Origin of the sequence: Microbacterium sp. WCS2018Hpa-9 (genome assembly GCF_031843745.1) — a bacterium.
In the GTDB taxonomy this organism is placed as follows: Bacteria; Actinomycetota; Actinomycetes; order Actinomycetales; family Microbacteriaceae; genus Microbacterium.
In genome coordinates this window covers 38516-57093 of sequence record NZ_JAVTIY010000013.1, presented here as the reverse complement: position 1 = coordinate 57093, position 18578 = coordinate 38516, and the positions used below count along the sequence as shown (strand labels likewise).

Here is an 18578-nt window from a genome sequence, read left to right as displayed (position 1 = left end):
ACAGTCTCGCCCGGATTGCTATGAATCCGCCAACTTCTCGTGTGCAGAGAGGGCACCTGCCGGACGCCCCATGCGCCAGACGCTCGGAACGATCAGCGTCGCGACGGCGAGTGACGCGTAGATGATCCCCGAGGTGACGAGCACAGTCTCGACATCGCTGTGGGTGATCAGCCAGCCGTACACGAGGGTGCCGATCGGCATCACGACGTAGCTGCCGAGCATGTCGTAGCTCGAGACGCGCGAGAGCTTGTCTCCGGGGATGTTCTCCATCATCGCGAGATTCCAGCCGGTGCTGAACAGCTCGACGCCTGCGCCGGCGATGAACGCGGCGATCGCCAGGAGGACCACTGCCGGGTGCACGCCGAGAACCGTCAGCGGGATGGCGAACGCGGCCATGCCGATCATGCCGTAGCGCAGCGGTCGCTTCAGGGGCAGCCACATCAGGATCACGGTCATCAACAGGATGCCGACGCCTTCGGCGCTGACGACCCACCCCCAGCCCGCGATGCCGAGGCGCTCGTCGTTCTTCGCGATGTACGGGCCGACGACACCCCACGCCCCGATGTGGATCGCATTCATCACCATGAACGCGATCACGATGACCCAGAGCCATGTGCGGCTCCAGAACTCCTGCCAGCCGACGCGGAGATCGTGGAACATCGTTGTTCCGCCACCGTGGTCGGGTGGAGGCAGCCGGACCATCGCGAGAACGGGGATCGCGATGACCCATCCGATCGCCTGCACGACCATCGCCCAGGCGGGGCCGGCGGTGGCGACCACGATGCCCGCGATGATGGGCCCGCCGATCGTCGTCGCCGAGCGCACGAACGAGAGCATCGCGTTGGCCTGCTGGAGGTGCTCTGCGGAGGTCAACTGCGGGATGATGCCCTGCATCGCCGGCAGCACGAAGGCGGTCGATGCGCCGTTCACCACCGACAGCAGCGCGAGAAGCGGAACCGTGGCGGTGCCGGTGAACAGAAGCGCGGCCATCGCCCCGACCGTGACGATGTCGATGACGTAGCAGGACTGGATGATGAGCGCACGGGGGAGGCGATCGGCGACCACCCCGCCGAACAGCAGGAACACGATGTTGCTGACCGTGAACGCGGCCAGCACGAGCGACAGCGACCGCGCGTCGTTGTCGATCTCGAGCACGGCGAAGGCGAGCGCGATCGACGACATAGAGCCGGCGACCAGGGTGATCGCGCGGGCGAGGAAGAACCAGCGGAACCCTCGGTCCTGCATGGCGGCGAGCGCGCGGATCACCTCGGCTTCTCGCGTCTGCGCATCCGTCAATCCTGCCACGCCCCGCGGGGCGGCGGGAGATGGCAGGAGGCGTCAGTAGCTGGCGCGTGAGGTGTCGTCGGATGCCGTGATGAAGCGGGCTGCGAGAGCTTCGGATGCTCGTGCGAGCATCGCCACGTCGGCGCCCACGGCCACGAAATCGGCCCCGGCGGCGATGTACGAATCGGCGGCGGCCGGGTCGAAGGCGTTCACGCCCACGGGCGTGGCTGCCCCCTTGGCCGCAGCGAAGACCCGCTCGACCGCGGCCACGACATCAGGGTGCGTCTGCTGACCGAGCAGCCCCATCGATGCCGACAGGTCGGACGGGCCGACGAAGACCGCATCCACGCCGTCGACTGCGGCGATCTCGGCGGCGGCCTCGACCCCGGCCGCCGTCTCGATCTGCACGGTCAGCGAGGTGTGCTGCGCCGAGTCCTGCAGGTAGCCGTCGACGCGGTTCCAACGGGCGCTGCGGGCGAGAGCGCTGCCGACTCCGCGCACACCCTGCGGCGGGTATCGCGTCGCAGCGACCGCGGCGCGCGCTTCGTCGGCCGACGACACCATGGGAACGATGATGTTCTGTGCGCCGAGGTCGAGGACCTGCTTGATCGCGACGGCATCGTTGAACGGGACGCGCACGACCGGAACGATGGGGTAGGCGGCCGCGACCTGCAGCTGCAGCAGCGTGGACTCGAGCGTGTTGGCCGAGTGCTCCATGTCGATGAGCAGCCAGTCGAGTCCGGATCCGGCGGCGACCTCGGTGACGAGCGGGCTGCCCGAGCACGCCCACATCCCGATCAGCGATCGGTCGGAGGCCGCGAGCTGCTCGCGGAAGGAGGGGCTCAGATGAAGCGGCATGCGATCGTTCCCATCGGTCCGTAGTCGCACAGCACCTCGTCGCCGCGCGACACCCACATCGGGCGTGTGAATGATCCTGCCAGGATGATCTCCCCGGCCTCGAGTCGCGCGCCGTGCTGGTGGAACTTGTTCGCGAGCCACGCGACACCCGTTGCCGGGTGGCCGAGCACGCCGGCCGCGACGCCGGTCTCCTCGATCTCGCCGTTGCGCGACAGCACACCGGGCACCCAGCGCAGGTCGATCTCGTCAGGACGCTTGCGTACGGTGCCGAGCACCATCGCGCCGTAGGCGGCATTGTCGCTGATCGTGTCGACGATCGTCCGACCCTCGAGCTCGATGTGCGAGTTCAGCACCTCGAGCGCCGGAACCGCGTAGTCGATCGCCGCGAGCGCGTCATCGAGCGTGCAGTCCGGACCCTCGAGCGGATGCTTGAGCACAAACGCGAGCTCGACCTCGATGCGCACGTTCGAGAAGTGGTCGACCGGGATCTCGGCGCCCGACTCGTAGACGGTGTCATCGAACATCACGCCGTAGTCGGGCTCGGTGATGCCCGTGGCCTGCTGCATCGCCTTCGACGTCAGCCCGATCTTGCGACCCACGAGACGACGCCCCACGGCGATCTGCGAGTCGCGCCACACGCCCTGAATCGCATACGAGTCCTCGACCGTGGCCTCGGGGTAGCGCGCCGTGATGCGCGGGATCACCGCGTGGTTCCGGTCGGCCTCGGCCAGTTCCGCGGCGATCTGCGCGACGGTGTCTGCTGACAGCATCCGTGTCCTCCTCAGAGCTGGTGGCCGAGCTTGTACTCGCCCTGCTTGTACTCGGGCATGTCCTTGTCGTCGTCCGGGCGGGTGTATGAGAACCCGTCCGCGCCGATCGTGACTGCCATCTCGGAGTTGTCGGTGCGAGCGACGACGGGCTGAGGGTTGCCGTCGAGGTCGAGCACGAGCGAGGCCTCGGTGTACCAGGAGGGCACGACCGGGTTGCCCCACCAGTCCCGACGCTGGTTGTCGTGGACATCCCAGGTGATCACGGGGTTGTCGGGGTCGCCGGTGTAGTAGTCCTGCGTGTACACCTCGACGCGGTGGCCGTCGGGGTCGCGCAGGTAGAGGTAGAACGCATTCGAGACGCCGTGACGGCCGGGGCCGCGCTCGATGGCGTCGGAGCGGCGCAGGGCCCCGAGCTTGTCGCAGATCGCGAGGATGTTGTGCTTCTCGTGGGTCGCGAAGCACACGTGGTGCATGCGCGGTCCGTCGCCACCGGTCATCGCCGTGTCGTGCACGGTCGGCTTGCGGCGCATCCAGGCCGCATAGACGGTGCCCTCGTCGTCCTGGATGTCCTCCGTGACGCGGAAGCCCAGGTCCTGCATGAACTTGACCGCACGGGGGACGTCGGGGGTGACCTGGTTGAAGTGGTCGAGACGCACGAGCTCGCCGGGGATGTGCAGGTCATAGCGCCACGACATCCGCTCGACGTGGTCGGACTGGTGGAAGAACTCGATGGGGAAGCCGAGCGGGTCGACCACGCGCACCGAGTCGCCGACTCCCTTGACGAAGCCGTCGGGGTTGCGGCGCACATCGCAGCCGAGCTCGGTGTAGAACTCCACGGCCCGGTCGAGGTCGGAGGCACCACGGACTCGGTACGAGAATGCGGCCACCGCCGCGATCGGGCCCTTGCGCAGCACGAGGTTGTGGTGGATGAACTCCTCGGTCGAGCGGAGGTAGATCGCCTCGTCGTCCTCTTCGGTGACGTACAGCCCCAGGACGTCGACGTAGAACACCCGCGAGGCGGCGAGGTCGGTCACGACCAGTTCCATGTAGGCGCAGCGGAGCACGTCAGGAGGCGTGCTCTCGGGCGTCGCGACGGGATTGTCGGTCTGGATCGGAGCCTCCTGGCTCACGTAGTAGCCCGATGAGGTCAGCGTCTTCGCAGTCTTGTCGGTCATGTCAGGTCCTTGCTCAGTTCTTGCCGAAGGTCGGGTTGTGGGCGCCGCCGAGCGTGATGTGCACGCTCTGCTGGTCGGTGTAGAAGTCGATCGAGCGGTAGCCGCCCTCGTGACCGAGACCTGACGCCTTGACGCCGCCGAACGGGGTGCGCAGGTCGCGCACGTTGTTGCTGTTCAGCCACACCATGCCGGCCTCGACGGACTGCGCGAAGTTGTGGGCGCGCTTCAGGTCGTTGGTCCAGATGTACGCGGCGAGCCCGTACTTCGTGTTGTTCGCGAGCGCGAGCGCCTCCTCGTCGGAGTCGAAGGGCGTGATCGCGACGACCGGCCCGAAGATCTCCTCCTGGAAGATGCGCGCATCGGGGGAGACATCGGCGAACACCGTCGGAGCGACGAAGTTGCCCTCATCGAACCCCTCGGGGCGGCCGCCGCCGGCGACGAGGCGCCCCTCGGTCTTGCCGATCTCGACGTAGCTCATCACCTTGTCGTAGTGCTCGGGGTGCACGAGAGCTCCGACCTCGGTCGCGGGGTCGTGCGGGTAGCCGACCTTGACGCGCTTCGCCTGAGCGGCATACTTCTCGACGAACTCCTCATAGATCGAGCGCTCGACCAGGATGCGGGATCCTGCGGTGCAGCGCTCGCCGTTGAGGGAGAAGACGCCGAAGATCGTCGCATCGACCGCGGCCTCGAGGTCGGCATCGGCGAACACGACGGCAGGCGACTTGCCGCCGAGCTCCATCGAGAGCCCCTTGAGGAACGGGGCGGCGTTGCCGAAGATCAGCTGCCCCGTCGAGCTCTCACCCGTGAACGAGATGAGCGGCACGTCTGGGTGCTTCACGAGGGCGTCGCCGGCGTCTTCGCCGAGACCGTTCACCAGGTTGAAGACGCCCTGGGGGAGCCCTGCCTCTTCGAAGATCCCGGCCCAGAGCGAGGCGGAGAGCGGCGTGAACTCGGCGGGCTTGAGCACGACGGTGTTGCCCGTCGCGAGCGCGGGGCCGAGCTTCCACGACTCGAGCATGAACGGCGTGTTCCACGGAGTGATGAGCCCGGCGACACCGATCGGCTTGCGGTTGACGTAGTTCATCTGCTTGCCGGGCACCTTGAAGGCGTCATCGGACTGCGCGACGATCAGGTCGGCGAAGAAGCGGAAGTTCTCGGCGGCACGGCGGGCCTGTCCGAGCGCCTGGGTGATCGGCAGCCCCGAGTCGTACGACTCGAGCTCTGCGAGACGGGCGTCGCGCGACTCGACGAGGTCGGCGATCCTGTGCAGCACGCGCGAGCGCTCGCGGGGGAGCATCCGCGGCCACGGGCCCTCCTCGAACGCGCGCTTCGCTGCGGCGACGGCGAGTTCGATGTCTGCCTTCTTGCCGGCGGCGGCCGACGTGTAGGTCTTGTTCGTCACGGGGTCGAGCACATCGAACGTGTCGCCGTCGACCGAGTCGACGAAGGCGCCGTCGATGTAGTGCTGGATGTGGTCGGGCAGATCTGCGGGGATGCGGGAATCGGTCATGACTCGTCTCCTGAGTTGTGGTGAGAACGGGCGTGCAGGGCGTCGAGGAAGGCATCCCTCGTGCGCAGGCGGTGGTTGCGGGCGGCGAGCTCGATCTCGAGCGGGTCGGCACCCGCACGGATGAGCTCGAGGATCTGCGTGTGCTCTTCGACGGAGTGCTGGGCGCGGCCCGGCACATAGGCGAACGTCGAGTCGCGGATGCCGGACAGACGTGCCCAGCCGCGGTGCACGAGGTCGAGCAGATGCGGGTTCGGGCAGGGTTCGAAGAGCAGCGAGTGGAACTGCCGGTTGAGCTCGGTGAACGCATGCGCATCGAGGTGTTCGAGCATCTGCGTCATCCGCTCGTTGACCGCCTCTGCGGCGTCGAGCGTCTCGGAGTCGAGCAGCGGTGCCGAGAGGGCGGTGGCGGCGCCTTCGACCAGGCCGAGCGTCTGCATGGTGTGCGCGTACTCGCTCTCGTCGACGAGGGTGACGCGGGCGCCGACGTTGCGCTCGAACGTCACGAGACCCTCGGCTTCGAGGCGGCGAATGGCTTCGCGCACCGGCACCACGCTCATGCCCAGCTCTTCCGCGAGCGACCCCAGAACGAGGCGATAGCCGGGGCCGAACGTGTGGCCGGAGATGCGCGAGCGGATCCAGGCGTACGCCTGCTCCGATTTGCTCGAATTCGCGACCGTCGTCATGAGCGGGTCCCCTCGTCGGACCCTGCGCCCGTCGCGGCCTCGTACTTGGCGCGCCACTCCGCATTGAGCGGGAAGAGTCCGTCGACGGGGTGTCCGGCTGCGACCTGCTCGGCGATCCAGGCGTCCTCGATCTCCTGCGCGAGAGTGTCGTCGGCGACCTGCTCGGCGAGAGCGGGCGGGATCACGACGACACCGTCGCTGTCGCCGACGATGATGTCGCCGGGCTGCACGGTCGCGCCACCGCACGAGATGGTGATGTCGGAGTCCCACGGCACGTGCTTGCGACCGAGGACCGAGGGGTGCGCACCCTGCGAGAACACGGGGAGCCCGATCTCGGCGACCGCGTCGAAGTCGCGCACACCGCCGTCGGTGACCACGCCGGCCGCGCCGCGGGCACGAGCGCGCAGCGCGAGGATGTCGCCGAGGGTGCCGGTGGTCGCATCGCCGCGGGCCTCGATCACGATGATCTCGCCCTCGTCGACCGCGTCGAACGCGCGCTTCTGCGCGTTGTATCCGCCGCCGTGGGTCTTGAACAGATCCTCGCGGAAGGGCACGAAGCGCAGCGTCTTGGCGGTGCCGACGATCTTGCTGCCCGGGATGTTGACGGAGACGCCGTCGATGAAGCACGAGTGGTGGCCGCGCTTGCGCAGCTGAGCCGAGAGGCCTGCGGTCGGCGCCTCGAGCAGCTTGGCGCGCAGCTCGGGCGAGAGGGTGGGCGCTGTCTCTTCGGCGGGCAGGCCGGCCGCTTCGCGCGAGCCCCAGGCCTCGGTGCGCTGCAGGTCGTCGACGGCCGGCAGCGATCCGATCTCCTGGTCGAAAGGCACGTCGCCCTCCGTGACCGTGGTGACGAGGCGACCGGAAGACGGCGTGCCTTCGGCTTCCGGAGCATCGACCTCGATCTCGACCACGTCGCCCGGGACGATCACGGACGACCCTGCGGGGGTGCCGGTGAGGATGACATCGCCGGGTTCGAGCGTGAAGTGCTGAGAGAGATCCGCGACGAGCTGTGCCAGCGGGAAGATGAGTCCGGCCGTGGTGTCGTCTTGACGCAGCTCGCCGTTGACCCAGGCTCGCACGCGCAGGGCGGCGGGGTCGACGGTGCGGGCGTCGATGAGCTCCGGGCCGAGAGGCGTGTAGCCGTCGCCGCCCTTGGAGCGGACGTTCGAGCCCTTGTCGTTGGCGCGCAGGTCGTAGAGCCCGAGGTCGTTCGAGGCGGTGACCCAGCCGACGTGGCTCCAGGCGTCATCGAGCGAGACGCGACGGGCCGCGGTGCCGATCACGAGGGCGATCTCGCCTTCGAAGGCCAGCAGCTCGGTGCCGGCCGGACGCTCGACCGTGCCGCCCGTGGCGCCGACCGAACTGGCCGGTTTGAAGAAGTAGGAGGGGGCTGCGGGGCGACGGCCGCGCTGATCGGCACGCGAGGCGTAGCTCAGGTGGATCGCGATGATCTTGCCGGGGCGGGTCATGGATGCCGTCACGGGGCGCCTCCTCGCGCTTTGCGTCGACGCCTTGTGCGTCGTATTCGAAATCATATATCATCGAGTCACCCCTCGGCAAGCAACTCGAACACCTCGTGCGCGAGCCGTGACAATGCGGTCACAATCAAAGGAGACACCCCTATGAGCGGGCAGTCACAGGATGGGTTCACACCCACCGGAACCATCGCGACACCGGCCGATCGGCGCCGTGTCGTGTTCGCCACCGTCGTCGGCACCACCGTCGAGTGGTACGACTTCTTCATCTACGCCACGGCCGTCGGCCTGGTCTTCGGGCAGCTGTTCTTCGAGCCGCTCGGAGCGAACAGCGCCATCGTCGCGTTCGCGACCGTCGGCGTGAGCTTCCTCTTCCGTCCGCTCGGGGCGTTCCTCGCCGGCCACTACGGCGACAAGTACGGACGCAAGGCCGTGCTCATGTGGACCCTGATTCTGATGGGTGCCGCGACCGCCCTCATCGGTGTGCTGCCGACGTACGACGCGATCGGCGTCGCCGCGCCCATCCTCCTGGTGCTGCTGCGCATCCTGCAGGGCATCTCGGCCGGTGGCGAGTGGGGAGGTGCGGTGCTGATGGCCGTCGAGCATGCTCCCAAGGCGAAGCGCGGGATCTTCGGCGCATCGCCGCAGATCGGCGTGCCGCTCGGCTTGCTGCTCGCGTCGGGAGTGATGGCGCTGATGACGGCGATCGCACCGGGAGATCAGTTCCTCGAGTGGGGCTGGCGAATTCCGTTCCTGCTCAGCGTCGTCCTGATCCTGGTCGGCTACTACGTGCGCCGGAAGGTCGAGGAGAGCCCCGTCTTCATCGAGCTCGCCGAGCGCAAGGAGAAGGCGAGCATGCCGATCGTGCAGCTGTTCCGCAAGCACCTGCTGCTCGTGATCGTCGCTGCACTCGTCTTCGCCGGCAACAACGCGGTCGGATACATGACGACCGGTGGCTACATCCAGGGCTACGCCACCAACCCCGAGGGGCCCATCGGCCTCGAGCGCGGACCCGTGCTGTGGGCGGTCACGGGCTCGGCCGTCACCTGGCTCATCACGACGCTCATCGCGGGGTGGCTGTCTGACCGCATCGGCCGACGCACCACCTACATCATCGGCTGGGTGATGCAGCTCGTCGGCGTGTTCACGCTGTTCCCGCTCGTCAACACCGGCGACGTCGGACTGCTCTTCGCCGGCCTCGCGATCCTGACGATCGGTCTCGGCTTCACGTACGGACCTCAGGCGGCGCTCTACACCGAGCTCTTCCCGGCCAGCATCCGATTCTCGGGCGTCTCGATCTCCTATGCGATCGGCGCGATCGCCGGTGGCGCGTTCGCACCGACCATCGCGACGGCCATCGTGCAGGCCACCGGATCGACGGAGGCCGTCACCTGGTATCTCGCCGGCATGACGCTGCTCGGCCTCGTCGCCACGCTGCTGCTGCGTGATCGCTCCGGCATCCCGCTGGGTCCGGATCACGAGGAGGAGCAGTCCGTGAGCCCGATCCGCGGGCTCGCCAAGGTCTGAGATACGCCCGCACGCAGAACGCACGTCCGCCTCGCGGGCGTGCGTTCTGCGTATCTGCGCTCAGCCTTCGAGTGCTTCGCGGATCGCCGACGCGGAACGCCGCAGACGCACCGCGATCTCCGCGTCGTCGAGGTCGGTGGCGACATGCACGACAGCGATCGCCGCGGGGCGCTGACCGCGCAGCGCGAGCGGTACCGCGACCGATTGCACGGTGGGGATGACCTCGTCGTGGCTCGTCGCGTATCCGCGCACGCGCGCCTCGTCGACCTCTGCGTGCAGGGCCGCGCGTGCATCGCCCGGCCACTCCGACATCGGCAGCTGCGTGAGGATCGCCTTGCCCGGTGCCCCGACCGTGACCGAGTGCCTGGCACCCGGACGCTGAGCGACGCTCGCGATCGCATGACGGGGTTCGATGCTCGCGAGCGTGATGCAGTCGTCTCCGTCGAGCACGCCGAGGAAGCAGGTCATGCCGAGTTCGTTCGCGATCGCGGTCAGCTCGGGGATCGCCTCGGCCTGCAGGTCGTGGGCGACGCCGGCCGCCAGCGCCGCCATGCGCGGGCCCAGCGTCACGGCCCCTGACGCGTCTCTCCCGACGAGCCGGTGGTCCTCCAGCGTGCGCAGCAGGCGGTACGCGACCGAGCGGTGGACCTCGAGTCTCACGGCGATCTCGTCGATCGTGAGCGGGATCCGCGCGTCGGCGAGCACTTCGAGGATCCGGATGCCGCGGCTGAGGGTCTGCGATGCCGGAGGGCTTTCGGGCATGCGTGCGCTCCCTTGCGTTTCGGGACAGGCGTCCCTAAGCTGTGTTCAATAGTAGAACGTTGTGTTCGAATATAGAACACGATTGATTCGAAGGCAATACCCGACAATGACGTCCGGAAGGAATCGACGACGATGCAGTTCCACCACCACGGCTATGTCTCGGGAGACCCGCGTGTGAAGGATGCCGCGGGCATCGGCACCGAGCGGCCCGCAGACCTCCCCGACGAGATCGATGTGCTGATCGTCGGCTCCGGCCCCGCCGGCATGCTGCTCGCGGCGCAGATGTCGCAGTACCCGGGGGTGTCCACCCGCATCATCGAGAAGCGCGAGGGTCGTCTGGTGCTCGGGCAGGCCGACGGCATCCAGCCGCGGAGCGTCGAGACGTTCCAGGCGTTCGGCTTCGCCGAGCGCATCATCGCCGAGGCGTACAACATCGGCTGGATGAACTTCTGGGGACCGAACCCCGAGCGGCCGAACGAGATCGTGCGCACCTCGCGGACCGCCGACTACGCCTACGACATCTGCGAGTTCCCGCACCTGATCGTCAACCAGGCGCGCGTGCTCGACTACTTCGCCGAGGCCGCGGCGAACGGCCCCGGACGCATCGCGCCCGACTACGGCATCGAGTTCGCAGGACTCACCGTGCACGGCGAGGGCGAGTACCCGGTCGAGGTCGCCATCCGCTACGTCGCGGGCGAGCGGGCCGGAGAGGAGCGCACGATCCGAGCGAAGTACGTGGCCGGATGCGACGGCGCGCGCAGCGGCGTGCGTCAGGCGATCGGACGCACGCATGTCGGCGGCAGCGCCGCGCACGCCTGGGGCGTCATGGACGTGCTCGTCAACACGGACTTCCCCGACTGGCGCACCAAGTGCGCGATCAACTCGGAGGCGGGCAACATTCTGCACATCCCTCGCGAGGGCGGGTACCTGAGCCGCATGTACATCGACCTCGGCGAGGTCGCCGAGGACGACGACCACCGCGTGCGCCAGACGCCGATCGAGGAGATCATCGCCAAGGCGAATGCGATCCTCAGCCCCTACACGCTCGACGTGAAGGAGGTCGCCTGGCACAGCGTCTACGAGGTCGGGCACCGGGTCACCGACGGGTTCGACGACGTGATCGACGGGTCCGGCCGCACGCCGCGCGTGTTCCTCACGGGAGATGCCTGCCACACGCACAGCGCCAAGGCGGGCCAGGGCATGAACGTGTCGATGCAGGACGGGTTCAACCTCGGATGGAAGCTCGGGTCGGTGCTCACCGGGCGGGCCCCCGAGGCGCTGCTCGCGACGTACGGCGCCGAGCGTCGACCGGTCGCTCAGCAGCTGATCGACTTCGACCGCGAATGGTCGACCCTGATGGCGCGCAAGCCCTCGGAGATCACCGACCCCAGCGACCTCGCGACCTACTACCTCGCGACGGCGGAGTTCCCCTCCGGATTCATGACCCAGTACACCTCGTCGATGATCACTGGTTCCGACGCGCACCAGGCGCTCGCCGCAGGGTTCCCGCTCGGCAAGCGCTTCAAGTCAGCCGAGGTCGTGCGGGTGGGCGACGGCAACGTCGTGCACCTCGGCCACCACGCCAAGGCCGACGGACGCTGGCGCGTCTACGCGTTCGGGGGTCGGGATGCCGCGACGCTCGACGCCTGGGCGGCAGAGGCGGCGCCGGTCTTCGACCGGTTCACGCCCGCGGATGCCGACACCGACGCGGTGTTCGATGTGAAGGCGGTCTACCAGCAGCCGCATGAAGAGGTCGAGGTGACCTCGGCTCCGACTCTGTTCCAGCCGAAGACCGGTCCGCTCGGGCTCACCGACTGGGAGAAGGTCTACGCGGCGGGGCCGTCGAAGTGGACCGAGACCGACATCTTCGAGGCGCGCGAGCTGTCGCGGGAGGGTGTCGTGATCGTGGTGCGCCCGGATCAGTACGTCGCCGCGATCCTGCCGCTCGACGCGACGGACGAGCTGGCCACGTTCTTCGACGGAGCGCTGGTGCCGGCATCCTGAGTCCGCAGCGATACCTCTGGCGGGTGTCGGAGGCCCCGCGTACTCTGAGGGCCGATGGGCGATGCCGCCCCGACAGGAGGAGTGCGTGATGGACTGGAAGATCGAGCTGATCTTCGTCCCGGTCTCGGATGTCGACCGGTCGAAGGAGTTCTACGAGAAGGTCGGCTTCCATGCCGACCACGACCAGGTGCCGTATGAAGGCCTGCGGTTCGTGCAGATGACCCCACCAGGGTCGGCCTGCTCGATCGCCTTCGGCACCAATCTGGGCGAGGGGCTGTTGCCCGGGCAGCAGAACACGATCCAGGTCGTCGTTCCGGATGCCGACGAGGCGCTCGCCCATCTTCAAGGGCTCGGGGTCGCAGCACAGGGCGTCGATGAGCAGGCGTGGGGTCGGTTCGTCACTTTCGACGACCCCGACGGAAACACATGGACGCTGCAGGAACTGCCTGATTACAGCGCTCAGGCCTGAGCTCTCGGCGCGCCCGTGGCGCTCAGCGCTGGGTGAGTGCGAACAGCACCTCGGGTGCGCCGGCGGGGAACAGCACGCGCGCGCCGGAGCGGATGTCATCGATGGGCACCCAGCGCACCGGGCTGCCCTCGTCGAGGATGCGGAGTTCGGCGTCGAGCGGCACAGCATCGAGCGCTGCGGAAGCCACCGCGAAGACGTGCGCGTACTCGTGGCAGGGCGCACCCTCGTAGGTGAAGATGTTCTCGAAGACGCCGAGGGGCTCGGCATCCTCGAGTGTGACCCCGAGTTCTTCGATGAACTCGCGGCGCAGCGCGTCGCTGGCCGTTTCGCCGAACTCGATGCCCCCGCCGATCGCACGGAGGAAGTCGAGTTCGCGTGAATCGTCGTGACCTTCGAGCGCGAGCACGTGACCGTCCTTGAGGGGAAGACCGACGGCGATGTTGCGGATGGCGGGCATCCCGGAAGGCTAACGCACGGCCGATGTCTGCGGGCGCTCAGATGATCTGCGTCGCGCCTCCGGACCCGACGATCCCGCCGCGGGGAGGGATCGTCACGGTGAGCAGGCTCGGTCGCCGCACATGGGCACCCTGGTGGATTCGCACGGTCGTCTCGGAGTGGCCGAGGGTGCGCAGGTAGGCCCCGGTGGAGGCGGCGGGGTCACGAGTTCACTCGGATGATCTCCTGCTGGTACGGCGCGATGACCCCGCCCGAGATCCGGAGGTCGAGCAGCAGGAAGCGCCGCGTCGCGGCATCCTCCTGCGCCCACGCGCCGAGCCGATCGAGATCGCCGAGGGACCTGACGACGACGCCCTCGGCGCCGACCGCAGCGCCGAACGCCGCGAAGTCGACCTCGGGAATCATCATCGGCCCCTCCGCGAGTCCCTTGAGGCCGTACAGGTTGACCTCGGCGCCGTAGGCCGCGTCGTTCCAGATCACCGCGATGCCGCGGCCCTGGGCGGCACGGACGGCTGACTCGAGGTCGGCGATCGCCATCAGGCCGCCGCCGTCGCCCGAGGTCAGCACGACGGTCGACTCGCGGCGGGCGAGAGCCGCGCCGACGACACTCGGCCAGCCCTGTCCGATCGACTGGAAAGCGGTGCCGACCATCATCATGCGGTCGGGGGCCTCGACCGGCCAGTACATGTTCGCCCAGCCGATGAAGTGTCCGCCGTCGGAGACGACGACACGGTCGCTGGGCAGCAGCTCCGCGATGCGGCGTGCGGCCGACCGGGGGTCGAGGCGCCCGTCTGCGGCGAGGTCGTCGCCCTCGTCGTACGTGCGTGCCGCGGCGACGTCGACGGACTCGCGCCACGGCTGCACGGGCACAGCTTCGGATGCCGGGGTCGACGCGCCGTGCGCGACCGCCGTCGTCTCGGCGGGGCGGGGTGCTGCTCCGAAGTTGTGCTCGGCCGCGGGGGCGAGAGGGGAGCCGAGCGAGCCGACGCGCGTGACGAGCTCCTCGGCTGCGAGGCGGGCGTCCGCACGGACGAAGCCGCCGACGTGGGGATGCGTGGCAGCCGGGGCGATGTCGATCTGGAAGACGCGGGTGCCCGGAGCGAAGAGCTCCCCGAAGCGCATCGTGAACTGGTTGAGGGATGCGCCGAAGACGACGGCGACGTCTGCCGTGCGCACGAGCTCCATCGCGCCGTCTGCGCCGAACCCACCCGTGACGCCGAGGTCGTACTGCGACTCGGGGAACACGCCGCGACCGAGTGCGGACGATGCGGTGAGGGCACCGGTCAGGCTGGCGAGCTCGCCCAGCGCGTCACCCGCGCCGGCCAGCCAGGCGCCACGACCGGCGAGCAGGAACGGGCGGGATGCTCCAGCCAGGGCCGCGGCGATCTCACCCAGCGTGCCTTCGGCGAACTCCCCGCGAGGGGCGAGCGGCGCGGGGAGTCGGGGGGCCGGCGCCTCGGGCACAGCGCCCGCCTCGAGCGCGGCCACGTCGTAGGGGATGGCCAGCACGACCGGCACGCGGTAGGTCAGGGCATGCTCGATCGCGATGACGGTGGTCGCTGCGGCATCCGCGCGCCCGACGGTATAGGTGCGGGCGCCGACAGCGGAGGCCAGGGCGATCTGGTCGACGTCCCACGGGCGCGGACCGGACGTGGGCTCGTCACCGACCACGAGCACGAGCGGCACGTGCGCCTGCACGGCCTCGGCGAGGGCGGTGAGCGTGTTGGTGAAGCCCGCGCCGTAGGTCGAGGTGCCGGCGGCGATCCGCCCGGAAGCGCGGAAGTGCGCATCGGCGGCGACCACGGCGCCCTGCTCGTGACGGACGGCGGTGAAGACCGCATCCGTCTGGGTCTCGATCGCGTCGAGGAAGTAGGCGTTGCCGTTGCCCATCACGCCGAAGACGGCGTCGATGTGCTGGGCGAGGGTGAGTGCGACGTGCGCGGAGACGGTGGGCATGCGAAAGCCTTTCGAGACAGGGACGGAGAACATTCGTATTCCGTATGTGTCTCGCCCCCGCGTCATCGTGGGGAGCTTCGTGCCTCTTTTTCAGGCACCGGCGGCAGAGAGCGCCGGACGGGTCGATCCTATCGCGCCCACGCCGACGCGGCGCCGACTTGCGCGTGTAACACCGCCGAAACGGTGACGCGGAAACATGCGGTCATGGAGTCACTGTTCGACGGATACACCTCGCGCCGGTCGCCGAAACGAGCGGGCGCCGCACCGTGGGACGAGATGTTCCCCTCAGACGCGGCGCCCGGCGGTGAGGGCGTGCGCCTGCCCTATCAGGACATGTATCCGGCGCTCGCGGCCATGGATGACGCAGAGCTGAGGGCGCGCACCGACGCCCTCGCCAGTTCGTATCTCGCTCAGGGCGTCACGTTCGATTTCGCCGGGGAGGAGCGTCCATTCCCGCTCGATGTGGTTCCTCGGGTGGTCGCCGCCGATGACTGGCGCTATGTCGAGTCGGGGGTGAAGCAGCGTGTGCGGGCTCTCGAGGCGTTCCTCGCCGACGTCTACGGACCGCAGCTCGCGGTGCAGGACGGCGTGATCCCCGCGTCGCTGATCAGCTCGTCCGCTCACTTCCACCGTCAGGCGGCCGGGATCGTCGGAGCGAACGGGGTGCGCATCCACGTCGCCGGCATCGACGTCATCCGTGACGAGCTCGGAGCCTGGCGGGTGCTCGAAGACAACGTGCGCGTGCCGAGCGGCGTGAGCTACGTGCTCGCGAATCGCCGGGTGATGGCGCAGACGCTCCCCGAGCTGTTCACGAGTCTCCGAGTCCGCCCGGTCGTCGACTACCCGGGCCGCCTCCTGCAGGCGCTGCGTGCCGCGGCGCCTGATGGCGTCGATGATCCGACGGTCGTGGTGCTGACCCCCGGCGTGCACAACTCGGCATACTACGAGCACACGCTGCTCGCGCGCATGATGGGCATCGAGCTCGTCGAGGGGCGTGATCTGTTCTGCTCGGGCGGGCGGGTGTGGATGCACACGACCGCCGGCCCCACGCGTGTGGACGTGATCTACCGTCGGGTCGACGACGAGTTCCTCGACCCGCAGCACTTCCGACCCGATTCCGTGCTGGGCGCCCCGGGGCTGATGCTCGCTGCTCGCCTCGGCAACGTCACGCTCGCCAACGCGGTGGGCAACGGCGTGGCCGACGACAAGCTCGTCTACACATATGTCCCTGACCTGATCCGCTACTACCTGGGTGAGGAGCCGGTGATCCCGAACGTCGACACCTGGCGGCTCGAGGACCCGGGCGCGCTCGAGGAGGTGCTCGACAGGCTCGACGAGCTGGTGGTGAAGCCGGTCGACGGCTCGGGCGGAAAGGGGCTGGTCGTCGGGCCCGATGCGTCGCGCGAGACGCTGGACGATCTGCGCAGGTCGCTGCGGGCCGACCCCCGAGGCTGGATCGCCCAGCCGGTCGTGCAGCTGTCGACCATTCCGACCCTCGTGGAAGACGGATTCCGCCCCCGGCATGTCGACCTGCGTCCCTTCGCCGTGAACGACGGGAACGACATCTGGGTGCTTCCCGGCGGTCTCACCAGGGTCGCGCTGCCCGAGGGGCAGCTCGTTGTGAACTCCAGTCAGGGCGGCGGCTCGAAGGACACCTGGGTGCTTGATCCGTCGCTGTTCACCGGGCCGACGACGACCGTGGAGGGCGACGCGGATGCGGCGGCAGACGAGGTGTCGCTCGCCACCGGGGCGATCGCCATCGTGGCGCCGGCGCGCGAGGATGCGCACCCGCCGTTCCTCTCGTCGCCGCAGGACGAGGACCTCGAGCTGCGCCACCACCAGCAACAGCAACAACAACAGCAGCAACAGCAGGGAGGGGCAGGATGCTGAGCCGCATCGCCGAGGCGCTGTTCTGGATCGGCCGCTACGTCGAGCGGGCCGACGGCACCGCGCGCATCCTCGACGTGCACCTGCAGCTGCTGCTCGAAGACCCGTGGGTCGAGGAGGACACGGCGTGCCGCGCGCTGCTCTCGGTGATGGGGACGACGGCGGATGGCGACTCGGTGCTGAGCCGTGACGATGTGGTGCGGCTGCTCGCTCTCGACCGGGAGAACTCCGCGTCGATCGCGCACTCGATCGCGGCGGCGAGGGAGAACGCTCGGCGTGCCAGGGAGATCATCTCGACCGACCTCTGGGAGACGCTCAACGAGTCGAATGCGCGGATGCCCCGTCGTATCGCCTCCGACAAGACGCATCCGTTCTTCCGCTGGGTGCGCGACCGCTCGGCGCTGGCTTTCGGCGTCGTCGACTCCTCGACGAGCCGTGATGAGGCGTGGCACTTCTTCGTGCTCGGCCGCTCGATCGAGCGCGCCGACATGACCGCGCGTCTGCTCGCGACGCGGTCGCTGACCGAGGCCGGCGGGCCGAGCTGGACGACGCTGCTGCGCAGCTGCGGCGCCTACGAAGCCCATCTGCGCAGCCACCGAGCGGTGCCGACAGGCGCGTCCGCGGTGGAGTTCCTGCTGATCGACCGGCTCTTCCCTCGTTCTGTGCTCTCGAGCATCCTGCAGGCCGAGGAGTGTCTGCGCGGCATCGATCCGGCCGGCGCGTTCGGGGTGCCCGACCGGGCTCATCGCGTGCTCGGTCGCCTGCGATCGGAGCTGGAGTACCGACCGATCGGCGACACCGTGCACCGGCTGTCGGAGAGCATGGAGGAGGTCCAGGTGGGGATGTCGGTGGCGAGTGACGCGATCAGGGAGCGGTACTTCCCGTCGATCGCGATGCCGGTGTGGATCGGAGAGGCACTGTGAGTCGCCTCAAGATCGTGCACCGCACAGGCTTCCGTTACGAGCAGCCGGCCACGGCGTCGTACAACGAGGCGCGCATGCTGCCGCACTCCCGAGAGGGGCAGTTCGTGCTGCAGGCGACGCTCGACATCTCGCCGACGGCCACCCAGCACTCGTACTCCGACTACTGGGACACGCGGGTATCGACGTTCGAGCTGCTGACCCCTCATCAGATGCTCTCGGTCACGGCGACGAGCGTGGTCGACGTCAGGCCGCTGCCGACGGTGACCGCCGGGATCGACTGGGATGAGCTCGAAGCCCAGATTCGGCAGTCGCTCGCGCTCGCCGAATGCGTCGCGCAGACTCCTGCCACCGCTCCGGATGAGGAGATGCGCGATCTCGCCCTGCACATCGAAGCGGAGGGCGGCGGCGTCGACGAGACCGCGCTGGACATCTGCCGCGCGGTCGGTGAGGCGATGGAGTACCGCAGCGGCGTCACGGGCGTGAGCTCGACGGCTCGCGACGCCTGGCCGGCGCGATCAGGGGTCTGTCAGGACATCGCTCACGTGGCGCTCGGCGTGCTGCGCGCAGCGGGGATTCCCGCGCGCTATGTGTCGGGGTACCTGCACCCCGACCCGACGGCCGCGATCGGGCAGTCGGTGACGGGGGAGTCGCATGCGTGGGTGGAGTGGTACTCGGGTGAGTGGCGCGGATACGACCCCACCAACCTCGTCGACATCGGCGAATCCCACGTCTACGTCGGCCACGGCCGCGACTACGCCGACGTCGCTCCGCTCCGCGGGGTGTACGCCGGGCCCAGCGCGTCCGAGCTGTTCGTCTCGGTGGAGATCACGCGCCTCGGCTGA

16 protein-coding genes are annotated in these 18578 nt (G+C 68.7%); 6 read left to right on the top strand and 10 right to left on the bottom strand.

Features of this window, described 5'->3' with window-relative positions; genetic code table 11:
* Positions 1 to 18: 18 nt before the first annotated feature.
* From RQG82_RS19615 to RQG82_RS19585, 7 genes are all read right to left on the bottom strand, one after another.
* Positions 19 to 1266, bottom strand: a complete 1248-nt coding sequence (locus tag RQG82_RS19615) for an MFS transporter (protein WP_311260460.1) — start codon at positions 1264 to 1266, stop codon at positions 19 to 21.
* 72 nt (positions 1267 to 1338) lie between these two features.
* Positions 1339 to 2142: an HpcH/HpaI aldolase/citrate lyase family protein gene (locus tag RQG82_RS19610; protein ID WP_311260459.1), complete on the bottom strand. Its 804-nt coding sequence runs from the start codon at positions 2140 to 2142 to the stop codon at positions 1339 to 1341.
* Positions 2127 to 2912, bottom strand: coding sequence for a fumarylacetoacetate hydrolase family protein (locus tag RQG82_RS19605; RefSeq protein WP_311260458.1), 786 nt, complete (start codon positions 2910 to 2912; stop codon positions 2127 to 2129). The genes RQG82_RS19610 and RQG82_RS19605 overlap by 16 nt, the downstream gene beginning before the upstream one ends.
* Before the next feature lie 11 nt (positions 2913 to 2923).
* Positions 2924 to 4087, bottom strand: coding sequence for a 3,4-dihydroxyphenylacetate 2,3-dioxygenase (gene hpaD, locus RQG82_RS19600; protein ID WP_311260457.1), 1164 nt, complete (start codon positions 4085 to 4087; stop codon positions 2924 to 2926).
* Positions 4088 to 4100: 13 nt separating this feature from the next.
* Positions 4101 to 5597 (bottom strand): 5-carboxymethyl-2-hydroxymuconate semialdehyde dehydrogenase, encoded by a 1497-nt coding sequence (hpaE, locus tag RQG82_RS19595; RefSeq protein WP_311260456.1) that lies wholly within the window; start codon positions 5595 to 5597, stop codon positions 4101 to 4103.
* A complete protein-coding gene (locus RQG82_RS19590; protein ID WP_311260455.1) occupies positions 5594 to 6280 on the bottom strand; it encodes a GntR family transcriptional regulator in 687 nt (228 codons plus the stop codon). The genes hpaE and RQG82_RS19590 overlap by 4 nt, the downstream gene beginning before the upstream one ends.
* Positions 6277 to 7746, bottom strand: coding sequence for a fumarylacetoacetate hydrolase family protein (locus RQG82_RS19585; protein WP_396653643.1), 1470 nt, complete (start codon positions 7744 to 7746; stop codon positions 6277 to 6279). The genes RQG82_RS19590 and RQG82_RS19585 overlap by 4 nt, the downstream gene beginning before the upstream one ends.
* 153 nt (positions 7747 to 7899) lie before the next feature.
* Between RQG82_RS19585 and RQG82_RS19580 the strand changes: the two genes are divergently transcribed.
* A complete protein-coding gene (locus tag RQG82_RS19580) occupies positions 7900 to 9279 on the top strand; it encodes an MFS transporter (protein ID WP_311260453.1) in 1380 nt (459 codons plus the stop codon).
* A gap of 60 nt (positions 9280 to 9339) precedes the next feature.
* Here RQG82_RS19580 and RQG82_RS19575 read toward each other — a convergent pair whose 3' ends face one another.
* Entirely contained in the window at positions 9340 to 10041 is a 702-nt protein-coding gene (locus RQG82_RS19575) for an IclR family transcriptional regulator (RefSeq protein ID WP_311260452.1), read from the bottom strand.
* Between the two features lie 132 nt (positions 10042 to 10173).
* On the opposite strand from RQG82_RS19575, the gene RQG82_RS19570 reads away from it, so the two are divergent.
* Positions 10174 to 12045, top strand: a complete 1872-nt coding sequence (locus RQG82_RS19570; RefSeq protein WP_311260451.1) for an FAD-dependent monooxygenase — start codon at positions 10174 to 10176, stop codon at positions 12043 to 12045.
* A gap of 88 nt (positions 12046 to 12133) precedes the next feature.
* Complete coding sequence (locus tag RQG82_RS19565) at positions 12134 to 12514, top strand: VOC family protein (RefSeq protein WP_311260450.1); 381 nt, start codon at positions 12134 to 12136, stop codon at positions 12512 to 12514.
* A 22-nt stretch (positions 12515 to 12536) separates the two neighbouring features.
* Here the strand turns inward: RQG82_RS19565 and RQG82_RS19560 are convergent, their stop codons facing one another.
* Together RQG82_RS19560 and RQG82_RS19555 are read right to left on the bottom strand one after the other, a co-directional pair.
* Positions 12537 to 12971, bottom strand: a complete 435-nt coding sequence (locus RQG82_RS19560; protein ID WP_311260449.1) for an NUDIX domain-containing protein — start codon at positions 12969 to 12971, stop codon at positions 12537 to 12539.
* 200 nt (positions 12972 to 13171) lie between these two features.
* Complete coding sequence (locus tag RQG82_RS19555; protein WP_311260448.1) at positions 13172 to 14926, bottom strand: thiamine pyrophosphate-binding protein; 1755 nt, start codon at positions 14924 to 14926, stop codon at positions 13172 to 13174.
* A 204-nt stretch (positions 14927 to 15130) separates the two neighbouring features.
* Here RQG82_RS19555 and RQG82_RS19550 point away from each other — a divergent pair, with 204 nt between their 5' ends.
* From RQG82_RS19550 to RQG82_RS19540, 3 genes are read left to right on the top strand one after another with little or no spacing between them, the layout of a single operon-like run.
* Entirely contained in the window at positions 15131 to 16816 is a 1686-nt protein-coding gene (locus RQG82_RS19550; protein WP_311260447.1) for a circularly permuted type 2 ATP-grasp protein, read from the top strand.
* Positions 16810 to 17736 carry an alpha-E domain-containing protein gene (locus RQG82_RS19545; protein ID WP_311260446.1) on the top strand — a complete coding sequence of 309 codons (927 nt, stop codon included), beginning with the start codon at positions 16810 to 16812 and terminating at the stop codon, positions 17734 to 17736. The genes RQG82_RS19550 and RQG82_RS19545 overlap by 7 nt, the downstream gene beginning before the upstream one ends.
* The gene (locus RQG82_RS19540; protein ID WP_311260445.1) at positions 17733 to 18578 is read left to right on the top strand and encodes a transglutaminase family protein; all 846 of its coding nucleotides are present in this window, start codon (positions 17733 to 17735) and stop codon (positions 18576 to 18578) included. Before RQG82_RS19545 ends, RQG82_RS19540 begins: the two co-directional genes overlap by 4 nt.

Excerpts from the sequence above, each read along its gene's own strand:
- RQG82_RS19585 (WP_396653643.1), bottom strand. The coding sequence starts at position 7,746 with ATGACCCGCCCCGGCAAGATCATCGCGATCCACCTGAGCTACGCCTCG.
- RQG82_RS19550 (WP_311260447.1), top strand. The coding sequence starts at position 15,131 with ATGGAGTCACTGTTCGACGGATACACCTCGCGCCGGTCGCCGAAACGA.
- RQG82_RS19580 (WP_311260453.1), top strand. The coding sequence starts at position 7,900 with ATGAGCGGGCAGTCACAGGATGGGTTCACACCCACCGGAACCATCGCG.
- hpaD (WP_311260457.1), bottom strand. The coding sequence starts at position 4,087 with ATGACCGACAAGACTGCGAAGACGCTGACCTCATCGGGCTACTACGTG.
- RQG82_RS19555 (WP_311260448.1), bottom strand. The coding sequence starts at position 14,926 with ATGCCCACCGTCTCCGCGCACGTCGCACTCACCCTCGCCCAGCACATC.
- RQG82_RS19610 (WP_311260459.1), bottom strand. The coding sequence starts at position 2,142 with ATGCCGCTTCATCTGAGCCCCTCCTTCCGCGAGCAGCTCGCGGCCTCC.
- RQG82_RS19570 (WP_311260451.1), top strand. The coding sequence starts at position 10,174 with ATGCAGTTCCACCACCACGGCTATGTCTCGGGAGACCCGCGTGTGAAG.
- RQG82_RS19605 (WP_311260458.1), bottom strand. The coding sequence starts at position 2,912 with ATGCTGTCAGCAGACACCGTCGCGCAGATCGCCGCGGAACTGGCCGAG.
- hpaE (WP_311260456.1), bottom strand. The coding sequence starts at position 5,597 with ATGACCGATTCCCGCATCCCCGCAGATCTGCCCGACCACATCCAGCAC.
- RQG82_RS19590 (WP_311260455.1), bottom strand. The coding sequence starts at position 6,280 with ATGACGACGGTCGCGAATTCGAGCAAATCGGAGCAGGCGTACGCCTGG.
- RQG82_RS19545 (WP_311260446.1), top strand. The coding sequence starts at position 16,810 with ATGCTGAGCCGCATCGCCGAGGCGCTGTTCTGGATCGGCCGCTACGTC.
- RQG82_RS19565 (WP_311260450.1), top strand. The coding sequence starts at position 12,134 with ATGGACTGGAAGATCGAGCTGATCTTCGTCCCGGTCTCGGATGTCGAC.
- RQG82_RS19560 (WP_311260449.1), bottom strand. The coding sequence starts at position 12,971 with ATGCCCGCCATCCGCAACATCGCCGTCGGTCTTCCCCTCAAGGACGGT.
- RQG82_RS19575 (WP_311260452.1), bottom strand. The coding sequence starts at position 10,041 with ATGCCCGAAAGCCCTCCGGCATCGCAGACCCTCAGCCGCGGCATCCGG.